The organism is Pseudomonas sp. B21-035 (assembly GCF_024748945.1).
Lineage (GTDB): Bacteria > Pseudomonadota > Gammaproteobacteria > Pseudomonadales > Pseudomonadaceae > Aquipseudomonas.
Genome location: NZ_CP087179.1, coordinates 5,203,610 through 5,223,974 on the forward strand (window position 1 = coordinate 5,203,610; position 20,365 = coordinate 5,223,974).

Genomic DNA, 20,365 nt, shown 5'->3' on the forward strand with positions numbered 1-20,365 from the left:
CAGTGGGCGCTGGCCATGGGCAAAACCTCAGTGTAGACCCGATCTCACTCCCCTCCCGGCGCCAGCAAAAGGTTCGGCGCCAGGCGCTGGAAGCCTTCCTGATCCAGGCGCAGGTCCAGCGCCAGGCTGGCAAGGTCGGCCGACAGTGCTTCGGCATCGGCGTCGTTTTCCAGGTAGATATGCTTTAGGTAGGTGTTGCAGCCCGGACAGCATTCGGCCTGCAGCGGCGCCTTGGCGCTGGCGTAGCGGTCATCCTCGAAGCTGAAGTACTTGAGGCCCTTGCTCTGTTCGCAGTACACGCATTTGACCCGCACCACATGCCATTCGCAGGCACACAGCGAACACACCAGGTAACGTAGGCCGTTGTACTTGCCGCGATGGCGGATGACCCCGGCCATGGCCGGCGAGCCACAGGCCGGGCATTGGCAGAGGCTGTCCGCCGCTTTCAGTTCGACCCCCTGCAGGCTCAGCAGCCAATGGCTCCAGGCCGCCTGCAACGCCGCGCCCAGGAACGGCACCAGCGCCGCCGGCACCAGGCTGTACGAACCTGTGAGCAAGGCGATGGCCCACAGCTTGCGCTGCTCATCGGCGGCGCATTGCAGCACAGACACGGCATCGGCCACGGCGCCACTCGAAGCCGGATAGCGCTGCAACAACGCCTGTAGATAAGCCAGCCAGTGTCCGTCGCGCACCAGGCTGTCGGCAGCCAGCGGCGGCAAGCCATGCTCGACACACAGGCGCTGGCGTTCGCTGTCGCTGGGAGCTGCGGCAGGCGGCTGGTCGAGCAGGCTCTGTTGCACATGGCAGAGGCCGGCCAGCAGACGCAGGTAATCCACCAGCGGGTTGCCCTCGGCCAGTTGCTCCAGGCGCTGCGCACGCAGGGCGAACAGGTTCTTCGGCGGCAGGTAGAGAAACGGCGGCGTGCTGGCCGCCGCTTCGATCTGCCCGGGTTCCAGAAGAGTACTCAAGCGCTCATCCTTTTTTATTGATCGGCGGTGGCGGCTGTTTGTCGCCGGTCACTTCCCGATACCACAGCTCATGGTGTTTTTTCGCCCAGGCGCGGCTGACCCAGCCATGCAGCATGGCGCTGACCGAACCCTTGATCCAGATCCCGGCGTAAATATGGACGATGATGCTCAGCACCAGCACGAACGCCGCCAGGGCGTGCGCCAGGGTCGCCAGGCGAATCGAACCGATACCGAAATAACTGCTGAAGTAGGCCCGCCAGATCACCACGCCGCTGATCAACAGCACCAGCATGCACAGCAGCAAGGTCCAGAACAGCAGCTTCTGCCCGGGGTTGTACTTGCCGATTGGCGGTACGCCCTCCTCTTCGTTGCGCATCACCCGGTCGATACGCTTGAGCCATAGGCGGTCGTTGGCGATGAAGTAGTTCGCCCGCCAGAAACGCAGCACCAGGCCAACAAAAAACACGAACATCAATACGCCCATGAACGGATGCAAAATCCGTGTCCACGGCCCGCCGCCGAACAGATGGCTGAGCCAGAACAGTGCCGGGTGAAACAGTGCCAGCCCCGACAACCCGGCCATGATGAACAGGATCGCCACCAGCCAGTGATTGGTCCGTTCGTTGGCGTTGTAGCGCAGGATAGGTTTGTCGTTCATGGTCGTTCCTCCCCTTGCCCGCCCGGCCGGTTCGGGTCATAGACATGCACCGCCGGGTCGACCACCTGCACACTGGTATCCGCAGGGCTCGGGTGCTCGTCCTCTTCGACCCGCTGCGGGCCGACGCGCACATAGTGGAAGAACCCGGCGAGCACCGCCGCGCCCATGGCCAGCAGCGCCAGCGGCTTGGTCACGCCTTTCCACAGGCCTACCAGCGGGCTGATGATCGGCTGGTCCGGCAGGCCCGCGTACAAACGCGGGGTATCGGCATGGTGCAGCACGTACATCACGTGGGTACCGCCGACACCATCGGGATCGTACAGGCCGGCGTTGTCGAAACCCCGCGACTTGAGGTCGACGATGCGCTCGGCGGCGTGCTCCTTCATGTCCTGCTTGCTGCCGAAGACAATGGCGCCGGTCGGACAGGTTTTCACACAGGCCGGCTCCAGCCCCACCGACACCCGGTCGGAACACAGGGTGCACTTGTAGGCCTTGTGGTCCTTCTGCGAGATTCGCGGGATGTTGAACGGGCAGCCGGTGATGCAGTAGCCGCAGCCAATGCAGTGGTCCTGGTTGAAATCGACGATGCCGTTGGCATGCTTGATGATTGCCCCCGGGCTCGGACAGGCCTTCAGGCAACCGGGATCGGCGCAGTGCATGCAACCGTCCTTGCGGATCAGCCACTCCAGGTTGCCGTCGCCGGTTTCGTGCTCGGTAAAACGCATCAGCGTCCAGGTTTCGGCGCTCAGGTCCTGGGGGTTGTCGTAGGTGCCATGGTTGTGACCGACCTCGTCTCGCAGCTCGTTCCACTCCGAACAGGCCACCTGGCAGGCCTTGCAACCGATGCACTTGGTGGTGTCGATCAGCTTGGCCACCTCCTCCAGCTGGCGGATCGACGAGGGCGGTGTGGTGGTGGCCGAACGGGCGATGATGTCTTGGCTAGCCATCAGATTTTCTCCACGTTGACCAGGAACGACTTGGATTCCGGCGTCTGCGTATTACCATCACCGAGGAACGGCACCAGGGTGTTGGTCAGGTAGCCGTGGCGGGTACTGCCGGTGAAGCCCCAGTGCAGCGGAATGCCGATCTGGTGCACGGTCTGGTTGTTGACCTGCAACGGCCGGATGCGCTTGGTGACCACCGCCACCGCCTCGATATGCCCGCGCTTGCAGGTGACCCGCACGCGGTCGCCGGCGACGATGCCCTTCTCTTGCGCCAGCACTTCGCCGATCTCGACAAACTGCTCGGGCTGGGCAATGGCGTTGAGCTTGCAGTGCTTGCTCCAGAAGTGGAAATGCTCGGTCAGCCGGTAACTGGTCGCCGCGTAAGGGAAATCCTTGGCCTGGCCAAGGGTGTCCCACACCGAATCGAAGATGCGCCCGGCCGGGTTGCTGGTCGCCTGCTTGTTGTTCGGGTGCAGCGGGTTGATGCCGATCGGCGTTTCGAAAGGCTCGTAGTGCTCGGGGAACGGGCCTTCGGTCATCTTGTCGACGGCAAAGAAGCGCGCCACCCCTTCAGGGTTCATGATGAACGGGTTCATGCCGGCCTCTGGCGGCACGTCTGCCTTGTAGTCCGGGGTATCGGTGCCGCCCCAGGCTTTGCCGTTCCACCACACCAGGCGCTTGTTCGGGTCCCACGGCTTGCCTTGCGGGTCGGCCGAGGCGCGGTTGTAGAGGATCCGCCGGTTGGCCGGCCAGGCCCAGGCCCAGCCGAGGTTCTGCTTCATGCCGAATGGGTCGCTGTTGTCGCGCCGGGCCATCTGGTTACCCTGCTCGGTCCAGCTGCCGCAGAAGATCCAGCAGCCAGAAGCAGTACTGCCGTCATCCTTGAGCTGGGCAAAACCGGACAACTGCTGGCCGGCCTTGAGGGTAGCGCCAGTGGCATCAGTGAGGTCGCTGACGGCGTTGCCGTTGAGCTCCCTGGCCAGTTCTTCGGGCGACGGTTCATCGGCTACCTTGTAGGGCCAGCTGAGGTTCAACAGCGGCTCGGCAAAGGCGCCGCCTTCGGTCTGGTAGCGTTTGCGCAGGCGCAGGAACAGCTCACTCATGATGCGCACGTCGGTGCGGGTTTCCCCCGGGCCGTCGGCGCCCTTCCAGTGCCATTGCAACCAGCGGCTGCTGTTGACCAGCGAGCCGTCCTCTTCGGCAAAGCAGGTGGTGGGCAGGCGGATGACTTCGGTCTGGATAGCCTCGCTCTGCACGTCGTTATAGGGCCCGACGTTGCGCCAGAACTCCGAGGTCTCGGTGGCCAGCGGGTCCATCACCACCAGCCACTTGAGCTTGCTCAGGGCCGCAGTCACGCGGTTTTTGTCCGGCAACGCGGCAATCGGGTTAAAGCCCTGGCACATGTAGCCGTTGACCTTGCCCTGGCCCATCAGGTCGAACATCTTCAGCACGTCGTAACCGGGAATATCCAGCTTCGGCAGCCAGTCGTAGCCCCAATGGTTCTCGGCGCTGGCATTGGCGCCATACCAGGCCTTCATCAGGCTGACGTGGAACTTGCCGTAGTTCTGCCAGTACGACAGCTGCCCCGGCCGCAACGGTTTGAGCGCCCGCTTGGCGATGTAGGCGTCGTAGTCCTGCTCGGCATCGCCCGGCAGGGTCAAGTAGCCCGGCAGCGAGTTGGACAGCAGGCCGAGGTCGGTCAGGCCCTGGATGTTGGAGTGCCCGCGCAGGGCATTGACGCCGCCACCGGGCATGCCGACGTTACCCAGCAGCAGTTGCACCATCGCCGCACTGCGAATGATCTGCGCACCGATCGAGTGCTGGGTCCAGCCCAGGGCATAGAGGATCGTCATGGTCTTGCCCGGTTGCGAGCAAGTGGCGATCTCTTCCCAGATCTTCAGCATGCGGTCTTGCGGCATGCCGCAGGTCATGCTCGCCAGTTCCGCGGTGTAGCGGCTGTAGTGCAGCTTCATCAGCTGGTAGACGCAGCGCGGGTCCTGCAGGGTCGGGTCGACCTTGGCAAAGCCGTCCTCGCCCAGCTCGTAACCCCAGCCGGACTTGTCGGTGTAGCTGCGCTTGGCCGCGTCATAGCCACTGAACAGGCCATCCTCGAAGCCAAAGCCGGCTTTGACGATAAACGACACGTCGGTGTAGTTGCGCACGTACTCGTGCTGGATCTTGTCGTTACTCAGCAGGTAATTGATCAGGCCCCCCATGAAGGCGATATCGCTACCGGTGCGAATCGGCGCGTAGTAATCGGCCACCGACGCGGTACGGGTAAACCGCGGGTCGACCACGATCAGCCGGGCCTTGTTATGGGCCTTGGCTTCGGTCACCCATTTGAAGCCGCACGGGTGCGCTTCTGCAGCGTTGCCGCCCATCACCAGGATCAGATTCGCGTTGGCGATATCGGTCCAGTGGTTGGTCATGGCACCACGGCCGTACGTCGGGGCAAGACTTGCCACCGTCGGGCCATGTCAGACACGCGCTTGGTTATCGAACCCCAGCATGCCCAGGCTGCGAATGACCTTGTGGGTCAGGTAACCGGCTTCGCTGGACGCCGCCGATGCTGCCAAAAAACCCGTGGTCAGCCAACGGTTGACCGTCTGCCCCTGGGCGTTCTTCTCGATGAAGTTGGCGTCGCGGTCGGTCTTGACCAGATCGGCGATACGGTCCAGCGCCTCATCCCAGGACACCCGCGTCCACTCGCTGCTGCCGGGCTTGCGCACTTGCGGGTACTGCAGGCGGCTGGGGCTGTGGATAAAGTCGAGCAGGCCGGCGCCTTTCGGGCACAGCGTACCGCGGTTCACCGGATGGTCGGCGTCGCCTTCGATATGGATGATGTTCTGCGCAACGTTCTTGCCGCCGTCCCCCTGGCTGTACAGGATCAGGCCACAGCCGACCGAGCAATAGGGGCAGGTGTTGCGCGTTTCCTTAGTGTGCGCCAGCTTGAAGTGGCGCACCTGCTCGGCGAAGGCAGGTGTCGGGGCCATGCCCAACGCTGCCAGGCTCGAGCCTCCAAGGCCAACTGCTGCGACCTTGAAGAACTGCCGACGGTTGAGATCCATCGTGCACTCCTGATCAGGTGGTGGACGCGCGGGACGTTGCCGGCGTCTCTTGAAACGATCACGGTGGCGGCAGATTGATGGCTGCCAACTGTCACTCTAGTCAAGATTCCCGGGAGCGGGATGAAAACGGATTGTCGGTCGACAAAAAGCAAAACGCCCGATGCGATGCACCGGGCGTTTTGAGGGTATTGCGGTCAGCGTGGCGAATCAAAAGGGTTCTATTCACCAAAAAAGCGTCAACAGCTCAGATTTCCCTTGTGAGTCAACATATTGAAAATCAGGTGCGCATCATTTTCCAAAAAAACGTAAACACCACCAGGTTTTGAAGCACCGTTGTTTACACTTTTCTACCATGCTGAAGCCGGTCGAGCACCTGGGTTAAGACCAGAAAGGTCGGGCTTGCCAGCCTGGGACTAGACCTAGCTCTGCAGTAGTTAAGCCAGCCTTCGCCAGCACCGCCGTTGGTAGCGTCGTCAACAGGTGCTTGAAACGCGTTTTCCAATCGGAAGTAGGATCGATCTTGGCAAGCAGGGCCTACACAACCACCGCCCGGGCAAAAATCCGACCGCAGTCATTTTGGGAGGGGATTTCGAACTTGACAGCATTGGCAACTTCTGACCCAGCACCGGTAGACCTGATCGTGATCCTGCAATATCAATGCAGCATTTTGATCGCCAGCTCAAACGAATACACTCGCATGAGGCAAGGTGCCACCAACCAGTTACGCTACGGATACCCGCATGGATTACACACGCATCAGGGGCATGGAATCAGGACAGCGCCTCGCCTTCGAAGAGCTTATCTGCCAGCTAGCTCGACGGGAAAGGCCAGCCGCTGACGCGGAATTCAGGCGAATAGAAGGTGCCGGCGGGGACGGGGGAATCGAGGCATATTGGTTGCTCGATGATGGAAGCGAGATCGGGTATCAAGCCAAATACTATACGAAGTCTCGAGAAATAAGTTGGGCAAACATTGATGACTCTGTAGAGACCGCTCTAAAGGCTCACCCAGAACTGACAAAGTACGTCATTGCGCTCCCATGTGATCTTACTGACAAAACTGGAAAGCAAGGTCGTGGCAACACAGGTTGGAATTCTTGGAATACACGAAAAGCTAAATGGGCTGAACTTGTTGCGCCAGGAAAAAGCATAGAGTTCATTGTTTGGACAGCCTCTGATATCACTGACCGGCTAACCCATCCGTCAGCAGAAGGCCTCCGCCGCTTCTGGTTTGGAGATTTTGAGTTCTCGGCCCGTTGGTTCTCTGACCACATCGCTTTGGCCATCAAGTCGCTGGATGAAAGATATCACCCTGAAGACCATGTAGAGGTCGGGATACAGCGAGTATTTCGAATAGCGTTACGCGCCCCCTGCATCATCACAGAGATCCAAGAACAGATCGCCAAGATTTACGCTGCAGCTCAACTCAAATCCGTTGGAAAAACCTTAGGTGGCCAGGCCGACCAAATAGAAAAAATCGAGCGGGAAATTGGTTCGCTCGAAAGGCTTTCTCAGCAATTCACAACCGACGCTTGGAAAAATTGGCCCCTAAGGGAAGTCGTACAAACCGTTGAGAATATCTCGGAAAACGTCCACGACTTAGAACGGGCCGTGTGGAATTTGCGAGAGTCAACGCCGGAGCAGCCAAAGTCCGGATTCTCCGCGCTGGACTCAGCAGACCAGTCACTGAGAAAGCTTAGCGATGCGGCTTACATTTTCAGATCATTTATTCAGAACCGCCATTTCTCCGCCGAGTACCGACGCAGCATTTTCATATATGGAAAAGCAGGAACAGGAAAATCACATCTGTTAGGGAGCATCGCCGAAAGCGCCATATCGGAAGGTCGGCCTGTCTTCTTCATCCTTGGCCAGCATTTAACAGCAGAAAATATCTGGACTCAGATATCCAGACGGCTCGGTATAGATGAGATCAATCCTGATGCTTTACTGCAGGCGCTAAGCGCGGCAGCTGATGCCAGCGGAAAGCGCGGTTTAATTTTGGTAGATGCGGTCAATGAAGGCGCGGGGTTGACGCTTTGGCGTAATGAGCTAGCTGAGTTCATCGCCAGGGTTGAGCGCTACGCCAATCTCCTACTAGTGTTCAGTTGCAGAACTGAGTACAAGCCTTATGTCGTCCCTAGAACTGTAGAGGAGACGATTCCATCGTTCAGAATTCAAGGATTCGAAACTAAGGAAGAGCAATCACGAGCAGCGAGAATATACCTAGGCGGACGTGGTATCTCTCAACCAAATACCCCATGGCTGGCAGCGGAATTCGTTAATCCGCTCTTCCTGCGCAGCGCTTGTGTGGCTCTGAAGCGAGAAGGCCTCAGACATTTCCCTAAGGGACTGGTGGGTACGAAGCAGGTATTCTCTTTCTACACAAGAAGCATTGCCCGGAACTTGGGAGTAGGAAGGGATGGCAGCGACGAGCTGGTCATACCCACCAACCAGGCACTCGCTGCAATTGCTGCTTATATGGCAGCCCATAGGCGAGACTTTGTACCTCACATTGATGCTATTCGAATCGTAGGAGAAAAGTTTCACGCGTATCCTACCCCCCCTGGGATAACTTGGTTCGAGGCCCTTCAGAGAAACGGACTTTTCAGACTAGATCCTAATCCCAGAGGCTGGGATGCTGATCCGTTCGCAGTTCCGGAGGACATAGTTCGTTTTAGCTTTCAACGCCTTCAGGACTATCTAATGGCCTCTGGCCTTCTGAAGGAGGTTAATGACCCATCGGAAGCATTGCGAGCTGGCACCCTTCAATTTATCCACGATGGCGAGAGTATTCACGGCGAATGGGCCGGGCTTACAGATGCACTTTCCGTGCAGCTACCTGAGCTATTTCATCAAGAGTTACTTGATCTACTACCTGGAGACATCGGGGTTTGGGCAGATGACTACGCCGTTGGCAACGCATTCATCGAAAGCCTAAGATGGAGGAATAATGACTCTTTCACTGAGCGCACCCTAGAAATATTCGAGGCGTTCGTAAAAGCTGAAGAGGAACACTTCGATATTATTGTCCAGGTAAGCGCGAGTGTGGGGCACCCATGGAACGCTAGGGTACTTCACAAAAAGTTGATCAACCGAAGCATGGCAAATCGGGATGCATACTGGACTGTACTTGTTAACGGGCTTCCCTTGGGCGAGGGTGATACCGCACGGAAACTGATCGAGTGGAGTGCCCTTGAGCAAAATGACCATACTGATCCGGAAGTTCAGCACCTCTGCGCGATAACTCTCACGTGGTTCCTCGCGAGTTCAAACCGCGAGCTACGTGATAAATCAACCAAGGCGCTCACGTCCTTGATGATCCGCAACCTATCCCTTTATGCGAAGCTCTCTCAAGCCTTTTACGAAGTCGACGACCTTTATGTGCTGGAGCGCCTCCACACAGCCGCTTACGGCGCGTGTTGCATCAGAAATGACGAGCAAATTCTACGTGAATTTGCTGCCGTGGCTTACAAGACCGTATTTAGTCGTGAAGATGTTCCCGCATCCATTCTGCTCAGAGATGCTGCTTTCGGAATCATTGAGCTTGCACACGCCAGAGGCTACCTGCCCAGTACCGTAGACATGCTGCAATCAAGGCCGCCCTATACCTCCAAGGTAATTCGCCTGGCAGTGACTGAGGAAGCGCTGGATAAAGCGGCCAATCGAGCGGGCGACTCCCAAATACAAGACTCTTGCGCTCAGTGGGGAGGTGATTTTGGATGCTACGAGATACGCCCGCGCGTTAGCTCATTTGCGAACGTGTCCCTGAGCAAGGCAGAGCCTCTCACTCCGACCGAACGGTATGAAGTCTTCGAGCAGGAAGTCATAGATCATTGCCCTTTACGTGTCGAGCTCCTGGAGCTGATGCGTAGCTTCGCACCCAATCGCTTCCGAGATCTCGCCATGCGTCGGAAGGGCAAAGCAGCAAAAGACTACTCAGAACACTTCAGAGACTGTGAAGGGCTGCTTCTGATGCAATTGAGCACAAAGGAAAAAGCCCGGTATCACAAGGAGTACAGGCCACGTTTCAACAATGAAGATAGGCGACCAGATCCTTTGCCGCACATCGACATAGCCGCTGCCCAACTCTGGGTTGCCAATCGAGCCTACGCACTGGGGTGGACGAAAAAGCTCTTCCCCAATGACCGAAGCAGGCGGCATGACTACAGCCGAGACCGGCCTCTCGTCGAGCGGATCGGCAAGAAGTACCAGTGGCTGGCTTTGGATGAGCTCCTCTGCAGCCTTGCTGACAATAAATGGATGTCGGAGCGAGCCCTCCACGGGTCGCGCCAGTATGCAGGGCCACTCGACATCGGCTTCCACCGAGACATTGATCCCACGATCCTGCTTCCTGCCGACCTCCCAGCCAAGCCCGGAGACTCTATTGCGAGGTGCGAGATCAGCATGCGAGAGACTTCCGAGGCAGAGCTTGGCAAGTGGCCGTTTGAAGAGAATCCCGCGACGAACATGCCAAACCTATTGGTCAGGAAGGATTCGACTGGCCAGGACTGGGTGGTTCTGCACGAGCATCGCTCGGAGACAGAGCGTTATAAGGACAGATCCGACCGCGAGCACGGGCAAAGAAAGCAGGAATGGCGATTTCTGTTGCCAGTAATTGTCAGGCAGGAAGACGAGGAGGCCCTCATAAAGTACATCCGCCTGCAGAAAGAGATCCGGGTGGACAATTGGTCGACGCGCAACTCAACGGACAATGGCTATCTCCTGGAGGCCCCATGGCGCTCAACTTGGGATCAGGAGCAGTGGTCAATTATGGACTTTTACAACATCGGCGAGGTTGAGGTTGCTTACCCTTGTTTCCGCTACCACTGGGAGTCACACCTGGACGCCTCGCTGACGGACGGCGCCCATGCTCTGATGCCTGCGCCCTGGTTAGCCAAACGCCTCGGCCTGAAACCAGATCACGCAAACCCGAATATTTACGTTGGTACTTCCGGTACTCCTCTCTTCGTGAGTGGGCAGAGCAGAGATGACGGCTCACACGCCTTCATTGACCGAGATCTATTCAATACCTTCCTTGAGGAAGATGGTTTCTCGTGCATATGGGTGTTCGTCACCGAACGTGGAGCTTGGCCTGATGGAGGAAACCACCATGCGTCCTGGCGCCGTTCTGAAGGCGTCGTCTGGCACAGCAAGGGGAAACCCCAGATCCTTCACTGGAAACGGGACACCGACAAGAGTGAGAAAGTGGAGCCGCTTGATTTTTAGTCGTGAGATCAGAGGTGTGAAACAGGCTGATTGACCTGAACTCAGCTCGGTTTCGCTTCACGCCTCACCTCGAATTGATTGTATGAAACAACTCGATCCGATGGATAAGCAACCAAGGAGGAACTCATGTCAAAGAAAAAGAAAAAAACGCATCGCCCCGGCAAGATCACTACCCCCCTGGCCGGTCACAAGAAGATAGGGAAAGCCTTGGTTCCTCCGTTCATGCAGCTCCCCGGCATGAGCTTTTCCTCTTGGGCAAATGATCGCCTTCCAGACATGTTGTGGGCATGCCTAGTCATCACCGTCATCCCTCGAGAAGAGGCGATTGAGGTCTTCCGAGACATTGCTGGTATCGGTCTTAAGTATCGACAGGATGATGAGCTCCAACAGGGTGCAGAGCCCAAGCAAGCTCGCGGTTGGACACTTCGCCATGCTGACTTGCCAAATCAGCCTATAGAGCTATTCAACGCATTGGTGGCTCGGGTGCTCCGTTGTCACGCTGGCCTTCAGGCACTACGACCGCTTTTGCTCCTCGACAACCTTCCGGTGCTGCAGTGGTGGAAGGCGGCACTGGACATTGATCCTGTAGATGATGATTGGCAGACCCTGGGGGAAGCGGTACTCAAAACTTTCGACCATCAATCGCAAGAAGCTACGGATGTGCGCTGGTTGAGTGGTCTTTTCAAGATCGGGCTGGGCGAGCTGCTTGTTTTCGAAGGCCTGAGGGAGCGAGTACAAGAGCTCATTGAATATCCATACCGTGGCGAAATGAGATCCGTCCGCCCCTCAATTCGGTCAATGGAAATGGCGGTCACTACTCTGAAGCCAGATCAAGCGCCCAATCTGTGGCCCGAGTCATTCTGGGCCTACATGCTTGAGCATACCGATTGCCTGCCAGCTCCTCTGGAGTCGAGAGGCCGCGCTAGTCACGACCCGCTGGCTTTAGTAAAGGCCATCAATGACGTTCGAGAGGCGCTGCTCGAGCATTGGTACACGTCCCTAAGCACATCAGGTTTGAATCCCAAGCATGATGGCGTCTTCGGGTTCGGTTTCTACGCGCTGGCCTGTCTCGCCGAGATGGGTATGGGGCCTATGAGCTCGGCAATCACAGGCCGCCTGCTACTCCGCTCGCTCACAGAATGCCGAATATCGCTGGCCTACCTTGTTCGAAACGGCACCGACGAGATGTGGAAGAAGTTCCGATCTTATGGCGCCGGCCAGGCCAAGCTAGCTTTGTTGAAGCATGAGGAAATGTGTGGGCAGAAGCCTCGGTTCGTTACCCTGGAAACGCTTGAGGCGCTGGCGAACGAAGACTACTTCCAGGAGTACGTGGAAATCGACCTAGGGCACTGGTGCGGGAAAGATCTTCGCCGGCTGGCAGAGGAGTCTGGAACGAAGGAGGACTACGACCGCTACTACGGCTGGGCCTCTGGCTTTGTCCACGGCCAATGGGGAGCGATGCGCGACACCAACTTCACTCACTGCCTGAACCCTTTGCACCGTTTCCATCGCATCCCACTACCGTTCCACCGCATGTTGGAGCCCACGATTGACGACGCGTTGCATCTCGTGAACTGCGTACTCGACGAGGTGAACACAGCCTATCCAGGCTTCAACGCTCGCTTCTCTGTCGAGGATGCACCAGGGGGCGAAGAAGAGAGCGCTGAAGCACCTGCTGAGCCGGCTTGAAGCCTATTTCGCACACCGCCCGACCAAGCCTCGGAGGAGCGAGCACTGGTTGGCAGGCGGCCTTAAAATTCGTCCATACAACATAGGTCAAGAATTGCACATATCCGCTGGGATTCGCCGCAAGCGCCAATAACGGCATAATGAACGCCGCCTCTCGAGGCGGTTGCGACGCTAGGTGCATAGCTACGGCTTACGGAGCTCGCTGATCGAATAGTTTTTCAAGGATGGTAGATGCGACTGAATTCAATCCCAAACAAGGTAGTCTTCTCAACTATTCTTGGAGTGCTGTTTTTAATTTGTATAGCCACGATGTATTACGGCGTGAATGATGCCTTTTTTGAGCTTACCGAAAACCAAATAATGTATTTGTATTCGACTTCGGCTCAGGTCTTGGCCGCTGTGTACGGTTTAACACTGACAGGCTATATATTTTTCCGGGGCGAGCTCGGGCGAGAAGCTAGGGCTGACGCCACCCGTACCGAGCCGATTGCGAAGCTCGAACATAGATATTTCCAGCAGTTGGCTGTCATCACCGCACTCGTCATGTTCACGATGCTATTTACAAGCCTTGTGTTCGCCTATGAGAACTCTTCCAACACTTTGCTACTGACCATTCTGCTGAACCTCGCCCAATCACTCTTCGCTGTGTCCTTCATCACCATTGCGTTTTTTGTTGTGGACATTGTTGAGCCCGATGGGCTTGAGTCTGCCAGTATCGCACTCCAAAATGAGATTGACCCTAAAAATCAAGCAGGGGAGAGGAACGGAAAGCTAGATGATTTCGTTAAGAACTACAATCAGATTGAAGGCCTTTTAGCTTCAGCCACCAATTTCGAAACGATGGTCATGGCAGTAGCAGAGCCCTTTAAAAACAATAAGCGAACCTCTAATAGCCGGCTGGCTAGGCTTTTGCTCCAGAGCGAAAAAATTACGGCAGAACTGTACAACAAACTAAGAGAACTCATTTCACTTAGAAATGCGATTATCCATGGTGCAGACCCAAAAGTTAGCCACCACATGGTGGTGCAATCCTCGGAAGTCCTTAAAGAACTTCAGGACTCCCTCGGCGAGCCTTCTTCGCTATGATGGCTAATCTGAGCCCAGGCTGTTCATAGGGTGAGTGCAAACCTTCAGTGCAAGCCGCTCGATTTCTTGGATAGGTCCCTGCTCATCAACCGCTCTCTGAATCCCCCCGCGCAGGTAACACTTATGGGTTTTCCCACAGTGCCTCAAGATTGACATCATCACTCGCGGGCCTGTGCCCTTCCAGCAGTGGATCTACCTTCAGGATCATCGGCAAGTCGAAGGCCGTTCCAGTGAGTACGCAGCACCCTTTGGCCAAGGTAGGTATCAATGATTTGGACGAAACGTCCAATGTACTGATCGTATTATCGAGCAACATCAAGTCACGCTCGTTGACCAGACGATGAATGAAGAAATTATGTATTTGGGAGACGATAGTGGGAGAAATGTCCGCAGGCCGTTGGCTGGAGAGCGTCAGGTACACACCATATTTTCGTCCTTCCTTGATTATTTCCTCAAACAGCTCCAAGCGATAATCCTTCCAGATTTCATGCTCTCGTGTTGATTGCTCTGAAAGAATGTTATGCGCCTCATCAATGATCAGGTGCAGGGTTTTCGTCGGAGGGCTGTTCAACCCTTCAGCTTCCTTGTGATTCACATAAAAATTCTTGGCAATGAGCATCGGCAGAATTTTTTTCACATCGGTCTTACATTTCTTCAGCGAGATGACATGCAACAGAGCGGGCTGCGGTGCGTCATCGACGATATGCAGGACGTTACGCAATCCCGCCAGAGATGACCTCGCCCTGGCCAATACGGGCTGGATATGCTCGTATTGCGCGTAGCCCATCACCACATCATTGCAAAGCTGTAGATAACACCGCAAAAGTAGCTCATCGAATTGATCCAGCGCCTCCAGGTTCACATGCTCGGCGAGGAAAGGTTTCAAAAAATCAGAAAATGATTTTCCATCTGAATCGTAGTAATGCCCCTCCAGCGCTCTGAAGTATTTATTTTGCGCATGGTATTTGACCCCGGCCAAATGGTGTTGCAACGCTTCCGACTCAACAATTCAGGCGACCTCGCGCGCCAACTCAAGCGCTTCAGGCTTAGGCTCTGCGGCAGCAAACACCCGCTCAAAGGTTTTGACCAAGAAATGCGAGAGCGGAATGTCTTTAAACTTCTCCCTCCCTGATAGGACCCGCCGCAGAAACGGAGCCTGCGTGTTCGTGGTTGCCTGAAAAAGTAGGCTGAGGGTTTCTGCATCCCAGAAGTGAGCGCTCTCCAACGTGAACTTTTGCGCGCCTTTCTTGGAATCTAAAACCGTCACTTTTTTATCTGCGGTGGCCAGGATCTGGCCGCCCGTGTACTCACCATTGAAGTCAATGATAACGAACTGACTCTTCCCTTTTAACCCCTCAAGCTTTTCCCGAAACAAGGTCGTGTAGAGCTTGGCCAACGTGTTCGATTTCCCACTGCCCGTGTTGCCAAAAATGCCCAAATGACTGTTAAACAGCCGCGTCCAAGGAAGGCTGATAGGTACGTTTTCCTTGAGCATCGCACCGATGGTGAAGCTGGTCCCATCGTTCACACCGTAGATCTTCCCGACCATCTCCTCACTGAGCAGAGAGGCACGGTCTCTGATCATCGGCAGATACTTCACGCCTTCATAGAACTGATGATCGGCCACGTAGCCGATGGGCCGGACATCGACTCTCCTGATGTAGGCAGTTTTTTCGGCGGATTCGTCCAGCTTGCGCTCATCGAGGTATTCACCTTCGACCAGACAGACGATATCGATGAACCCGCGCTGGATCAGCAAATGCTCTCTGATTGACACCCCTCTGTACTTCACCCCATCGTGAAACAGAGTCTCCTGGTTGGAATCCTCGAATATCCTCAAGGTAATCCTGACGCCGCTGACGGCGATAACCTCACCTACAGAGATAGTCATCAGTGAGCATCTCCGGGCTCGTAGCTTTGAGGACTGAGCGAAAGCACATGCTTATTGAAATTGGCAAAATTCAAGTCAGCCCCCTCGGGCGGGCCGATGACCTTGACGTTTCTCCAGGCCCCAAACTCGTCGCGCATCTTCTGCGCGCCCCGCTGGCTATAGGCACAGACAAACGTCTGGAGCTTGGGGTTTGACAGCGAGCGCTGAACGAGTTTGAGGATGTGCTCATCCGCAAAGGAGAACCCGAACGTGATCAGGATCGAGTTAGGTCGCTCCAGCTCGTAGCTGAGGAGCCTGAGCATTTGATAGTAGTGCTCTTCAAAAACCGTCTCGTGAAACTTCCATTTTGTAGGATTCACGATGGGCAACTTGTTGTATTCGTACCAAAATCTATCCATCTGATGATGGGTGAGCTTCACCATCGGGACCTCGTCAGTGACGCCTCCTTTGGTAACTAGATACTTTGAAAACTCCGAAATCTTGTTTTCGACGTGTGGAGTGAGCAAGTTCTTGAAGTCATTCTTGTAGCTCACCTCAATCTTGTCACCGCTCTTGGCCCAGTAAACCGAGCCATGCAAGTTAATAATATTGAGCTGCGGGACGCCATAAGCGGCACGCTCGAAGACCCCGGTCTGGCATTGAAACGTGTTGAAATTTTTGGCGTGCAAATGCTTCTTATAGAACCCTGAGGTTCCATCGTTCACAACAAATTCATGCGCCCCTTTCACGAGTAGGCGATCAGCTGCGTGCGCCAGGCAGCCATCATAATTGGTGGTGAAGATGTTGATCTTGCGGTTAGCATCCTTTCGTCTGTCTAGAAATCCTAATAACGTACGCAAAAACACTTCGTAGTGGTGAAGATTTTCCAGCCCCTCAGGCGTGTTGATCGCTGACGGAGTGAATGTCTGTACGGGATGGATGCACGTATTGTAATAATGCATAAACAGCGCCGCATTCTTCTCGGGGCGCAATGCATACTTGGTCGACAGTGTTTCAATCGTCTCCCAGTTGCCCTGCGCATCCCGAATCTGCAGGCCCAGAGTGGGAAACAAATCTGCCGACGCACCCGAGCCGATCAGGATATTGACGTTTTTGTTGTAGATATCCAGCGCTTCTATGGGCTCAAACATTCAACCTCCTGTCTCTCGGCCTATCTACTTGTCCTGTTCTGCGTCCTCCACGAAAGGTTTTCGAGGCGCCTGCGTAGCAAGCTACTGTTTTGCCACCATGGTGTCTACTCATGACCTGCCGGCTATCTCATTGCACGACTAGGTATCAACTACTTGCCTGCCTGGAAATAGCAGTGAGGCATGGGGCCGAATACGGCACCATGCTCCATGCTGCCCAATCAGTAACCGCCTTAAGCATCTGTTAATTGGGTGTCAATTTCCGCCAGCAAGCTCTGAATCAACCCTGCTGCAAAACGCTGTCGACCCACAAGCTCATCCTCTTCCTCGTCGCCGTAGAAACGCGCGTAGGCGACTGCTCCTACCTTCTCGAAGCCCTCACTATGCTGGTCATCCCCAAATCGCCTGGCAAGAGCCGCTAATCCATCCCGCACCGCCTCTGGGTGCTGTTCCGAACGAATACGCTCGACAAATAGGGCTGCGACTTCCTTGATCGAGCCTGAGTACCTCACAACATGAATGAGGTCGGCGGCATCCTTCCTCTCCTGACGCTGATCCAGAGCCAGTGCCTTCAAGATTACGAACGCAGGCACATCTGCAAATCGCACAACATCTACTGACACTCCATCACCATCCAGAAGTTCGGCAGAAATCTCCATCTCCTGATACCAGTCGTGGACAATTCGGGCGTGCTTGATTGTCAGTGCCGATACCCTTTCTCCGTCGACGTTGATGGACCTACCTGGCGCCTCATCACCTGCGTCTCGAAGAAGCTCAACGACGACCTCGATATGCTCGCTAACCCGACGACGCCAGCGCCACGATGCTGCCCGTCCCTCTTCGACCCAGCGGGTGAAACCGCGAGCATTTAGCTGTTCCGCGAGGCTGGCGTATTCGTTGCCAGCAGCCAACACCTCAAGATTTAACACAATGTCTACGTCTGAAGTGCCCGCATGCATCGGAACGTCTGGTGGGGTCGCAGGAGTGAGGTAGCGAGGAACAAGGCCTCCGACAAGTCTCAGCGTCTCCTTCAGATTCCCAAAAGCGCTCAGCAGCGTGAGTAACGTCCTCTCACATGCCGAAGTAACATCCTGATCGTATCCATCCGCTGTACGAGGCTTTAGTCCCGTTGCCATAATGACTCCAATTTCTCTCTTAGATGGTCTGCCAGTTCTTTGTTTCTGCCACGGCCATCCAACAAGTCCAAGTACAAGATGTAGGCACTGGCAAAAAATGCAGGGTGATCTGGGTGTCTGTAACGGTAGAGCAAACTCGCAGGTTCTCGCTCGATGAGCGTGACGTTTGCCCCCTTGGTGACTGGCTTCAGTCCTACCATGTCAGCCATCCTTTCTGCATAGCCTTTTGGCACGATGATTTCCACACCATCAGTGCTAGTCAGCAGCGGAGCAACGACATTAGCAGCAGAGGCCCCAGTAAACGCCCACGGAAAGTCGACTCGGGCGCGATCTATGCGATCAGCCAAGTGAGCCAGCATGTGCTTGGGGTTTTCAACGAAGGTGTACCACTTCGTCTGCTTCTCTTTGCGCTCTTGCCATTGCTCAGCCCAAGCATCTAGAAGCTTTTCAGGACGAACGAGCATTCTGCGCTTACTCGGCCCTCCACCAGTAGACTCCACCCATTCACGCAACGTCAGCTCTTGCAAAACCACAGAGCAGGTATACGGAGAGGTCTCAGCCTGCTCTGCTAGCTCCGCGCCTGTCAGCCATGCGTTTGCATGCATCAGAAGGGCATGTACCACACTCCCACGTGCGTCGGTGAAAAGATCTACGCCGTGTGAGTAACTTTTTAGACGCTTGGAGGGCTTATTGATACTGATAAGCCAAGTCTCGTGCCTCAGATGAAGGCTGCCCCCCAGATCGAAGAAAGCTATGTTCTCGGCCTTCAGTTCATCCTTTGCTCCAGGGCTTAACGAACCAGCAGCAAGCATCCCAATAGCGTCGTGTGCCTGGTCTTGGTAGCGCATGTATTTATTCAGCGACCATACGGCGTCCCTAATGTCTCGGGGGTAAACGTCCCTTTTGACCTCGACATAGACCACCAGCGTTTTGTAGGGGGTTTGGATCTCGATTAATCCATCTGGCTCGGAGTCAGCTGACGAAGCAAACGGCATCCCCTCTACACGTCGTACGATGGCATCGGGTCCCAAGGCCTCGTTGAGAGTCCTCGTTAGCTCCTCTAGGACAAGGTTCTCGAATTCGAATCCGCCCGATTGACGATGATAGTGATCCATTTACCTTAGCCTCATGTGCCTTTTTAGCTGCACAGCAAAGATTGTCGCATCAGCTAATCTTAGGTCTAAGGTTATCATTAGCTGACCAGCTAACAAACCATTCTAGGCTAAGGATAAGGCTCAGGCTTCCCCGCTTTCCCCTTTCCAGGGGTTCTCCGGCGATGTTGGCGACGTAACATTGAGAAGTCGCTCCGCAACCTCTGGCTGAAGTCCTTCACGCTGCCCGATGGTATTTCGGCCTTTATGACGCGGCAGCCGCGCGTCCAGCGCATCTTTGCATGACGCCCATTCATTCCAAAGCCGCTCTCCCTCAGTTGCACCCAAGTGATAGCGAGCCATGTGGTATCTCACCAGCCAATCAAGATAGTCGCGAATGACCCGAATACGGTTAGCTGCGGTATGACCCGCCACCTCAGCGGGGACAGGTTGTCGTTGAAGAAGTCGCACACTTTCTGCGGAGGTTTTACGAATGGATTGCGGAGAAGGACAAAGTGAACTGTGCTTCAGCTGATCCGCGACAGGCCGCCTGCAGTGCCGGACAAGTTCGTCGAGCTCGCTTAGACGAAAAACCCCGCCCTGTCGGATCCGATGTTCAATATCGATCCCGCTCGAGTCGAGGAATAGCTGCAGTACCATGATCGACCGCAAGACCTGGTCAATCGTATTGCTTGCTCTGTTGGTAGCTCGAATCTCGCTGAGCACGTAAACAGATGGCTCGAATAGGGGAGCACACGTGGCCAGTGCAATGAGCACCGGCAAGCGCTCCTCGGACGTCAACAAGAGCGTCTTTACCGCGTAGGAATTGAGGGCCATTTGTTTACACCTTCGAAAGGTAAACGCTTAACAAATGTAGCCCTTACGCCACAAAAATCTGTTAACAATAAAAAAGCGAAGCCAAATCAATGGCTTCGCTTTTATTGTTTACAGCTCTGAAAAAGCTGGGTTTCAGAACGGAATATCGTCATCGAAGCTGTCGAAGTCCGGAGCCGGCTGCGGTGCGGCCTGCTGAGGCGCCGGGCGCTGTTGCGGCGCGGACTGCTGTGGACGCGGAGCCTGTTGGCGTGGCGCCTGGTTGTAATTGTTGCCGCCTTGCGGGGCGCCGTCCTGGTTCTGCGGGCGGCCGCCGAGCAGCTGCATGGTGCCCTGCATGTCGACAACGATTTCGGTGGTGTAACGCTTGATGCCGTCCTTTTCCCACTCGCGGGTCTGCAGCTTGCCTTCGATGTAGACTTGCGAGCCTTTGCGCAGGTATTCACCGGCGATTTCGGCAACTTTGCCGAACATCGATACGCGGTGCCATTCGGTGCGCTCGACCTTCTGGCCGGTCTGCTTGTCGGTCCACTGCTCGCTGGTAGCCAGGCTCAGGTTGGTCACGGCGTTACCGTTGGGCAGGTAGCGGACTTCGGGATCCTGGCCGCAGGTACCGACCAGAATGACTTTGTTAACCCCACGGGCCAT

Annotated in this window: 13 protein-coding genes and 1 pseudogene; 3 read left to right on the plus strand and 11 right to left on the minus strand. The window is 55.7% G+C overall.

Going from position 1 to position 20,365, the window contains the following annotated elements; all coding sequences use genetic code 11:
- Window positions 1–44: 44 nt before the first annotated feature.
- From fdhE to fdnG, 4 genes are read right to left on the minus strand one after another with little or no spacing between them, the layout of a single operon-like run.
- Window positions 45–968: a formate dehydrogenase accessory protein FdhE gene (gene fdhE / locus LOY22_RS23815; RefSeq protein WP_045200008.1), complete on the minus strand. Its 924-nt coding sequence runs from the start codon at window positions 966–968 to the stop codon at window positions 45–47.
- Window positions 969–972: 4 nt separating this feature from the next.
- A complete protein-coding gene (locus LOY22_RS23820; protein ID WP_045200010.1) occupies window positions 973–1,626 on the minus strand; it encodes a formate dehydrogenase subunit gamma in 654 nt (217 codons plus the stop codon).
- The gene (fdxH, locus tag LOY22_RS23825) at window positions 1,623–2,573 is read right to left on the minus strand and encodes a formate dehydrogenase subunit beta (protein ID WP_045200013.1); all 951 of its coding nucleotides are present in this window, start codon (window positions 2,571–2,573) and stop codon (window positions 1,623–1,625) included. Before fdxH ends, LOY22_RS23820 begins: the two co-directional genes overlap by 4 nt.
- On the minus strand, window positions 2,573–5,638 hold the full coding sequence (gene fdnG, locus LOY22_RS23830) for a formate dehydrogenase-N subunit alpha (RefSeq protein ID WP_258595080.1): 3,066 nt from the start codon (window positions 5,636–5,638) through the stop codon (window positions 2,573–2,575). Before fdnG ends, fdxH begins: the two co-directional genes overlap by 1 nt.
- Window positions 5,639–6,534: 896 nt before the next feature.
- On the opposite strand from fdnG, the gene LOY22_RS23835 reads away from it, so the two are divergent.
- From LOY22_RS23835 to LOY22_RS23845, 3 genes are all read left to right on the plus strand, one after another.
- A complete protein-coding gene (locus LOY22_RS23835) occupies window positions 6,535–10,863 on the plus strand; it encodes an ATP-binding protein (protein ID WP_258595082.1) in 4,329 nt (1,442 codons plus the stop codon).
- A gap of 126 nt (window positions 10,864–10,989) precedes the next feature.
- Window positions 10,990–12,552 (plus strand): DUF5677 domain-containing protein, encoded by a 1,563-nt coding sequence (locus LOY22_RS23840; protein WP_258595084.1) that lies wholly within the window; start codon window positions 10,990–10,992, stop codon window positions 12,550–12,552.
- Between the two features lie 231 nt (window positions 12,553–12,783).
- Window positions 12,784–13,638, plus strand: a complete 855-nt coding sequence (locus LOY22_RS23845; RefSeq protein WP_258595086.1) for a hypothetical protein — start codon at window positions 12,784–12,786, stop codon at window positions 13,636–13,638.
- Between the two features lie 121 nt (window positions 13,639–13,759).
- Here LOY22_RS23845 and LOY22_RS23850 read toward each other — a convergent pair whose 3' ends face one another.
- From LOY22_RS23850 to LOY22_RS23880, 7 genes and pseudogenes are all read right to left on the minus strand, one after another.
- Window positions 13,760–14,629: an ATP-binding protein gene (locus LOY22_RS23850; protein WP_258595087.1), complete on the minus strand. Its 870-nt coding sequence runs from the start codon at window positions 14,627–14,629 to the stop codon at window positions 13,760–13,762.
- Between the two features lie 18 nt (window positions 14,630–14,647).
- Window positions 14,648–15,529, minus strand: coding sequence for a helicase HerA domain-containing protein (locus LOY22_RS23855; protein WP_258595089.1), 882 nt, complete (start codon window positions 15,527–15,529; stop codon window positions 14,648–14,650).
- Entirely contained in the window at window positions 15,529–16,659 is a 1,131-nt protein-coding gene (locus LOY22_RS23860; RefSeq protein ID WP_258595090.1) for a hypothetical protein, read from the minus strand. Before LOY22_RS23860 ends, LOY22_RS23855 begins: the two co-directional genes overlap by 1 nt.
- 230 nt (window positions 16,660–16,889) lie before the next feature.
- Entirely contained in the window at window positions 16,890–17,615 is a 726-nt protein-coding gene (locus tag LOY22_RS23865) for a hypothetical protein (protein ID WP_258595091.1), read from the minus strand.
- A 161-nt stretch (window positions 17,616–17,776) separates the two neighbouring features.
- The gene (locus LOY22_RS23870; RefSeq protein ID WP_258595093.1) at window positions 17,777–18,907 is read right to left on the minus strand and encodes a type IV toxin-antitoxin system AbiEi family antitoxin; all 1,131 of its coding nucleotides are present in this window, start codon (window positions 18,905–18,907) and stop codon (window positions 17,777–17,779) included.
- A gap of 135 nt (window positions 18,908–19,042) precedes the next feature.
- Window positions 19,043–19,720: pseudogene (locus tag LOY22_RS23875) on the minus strand (site-specific integrase); the annotation flags it as partial.
- Window positions 19,721–19,852: 132 nt separating this feature from the next.
- Window positions 19,853–20,365, minus strand: a complete 513-nt coding sequence (locus LOY22_RS23880; RefSeq protein WP_045200019.1) for a single-stranded DNA-binding protein — start codon at window positions 20,363–20,365, stop codon at window positions 19,853–19,855.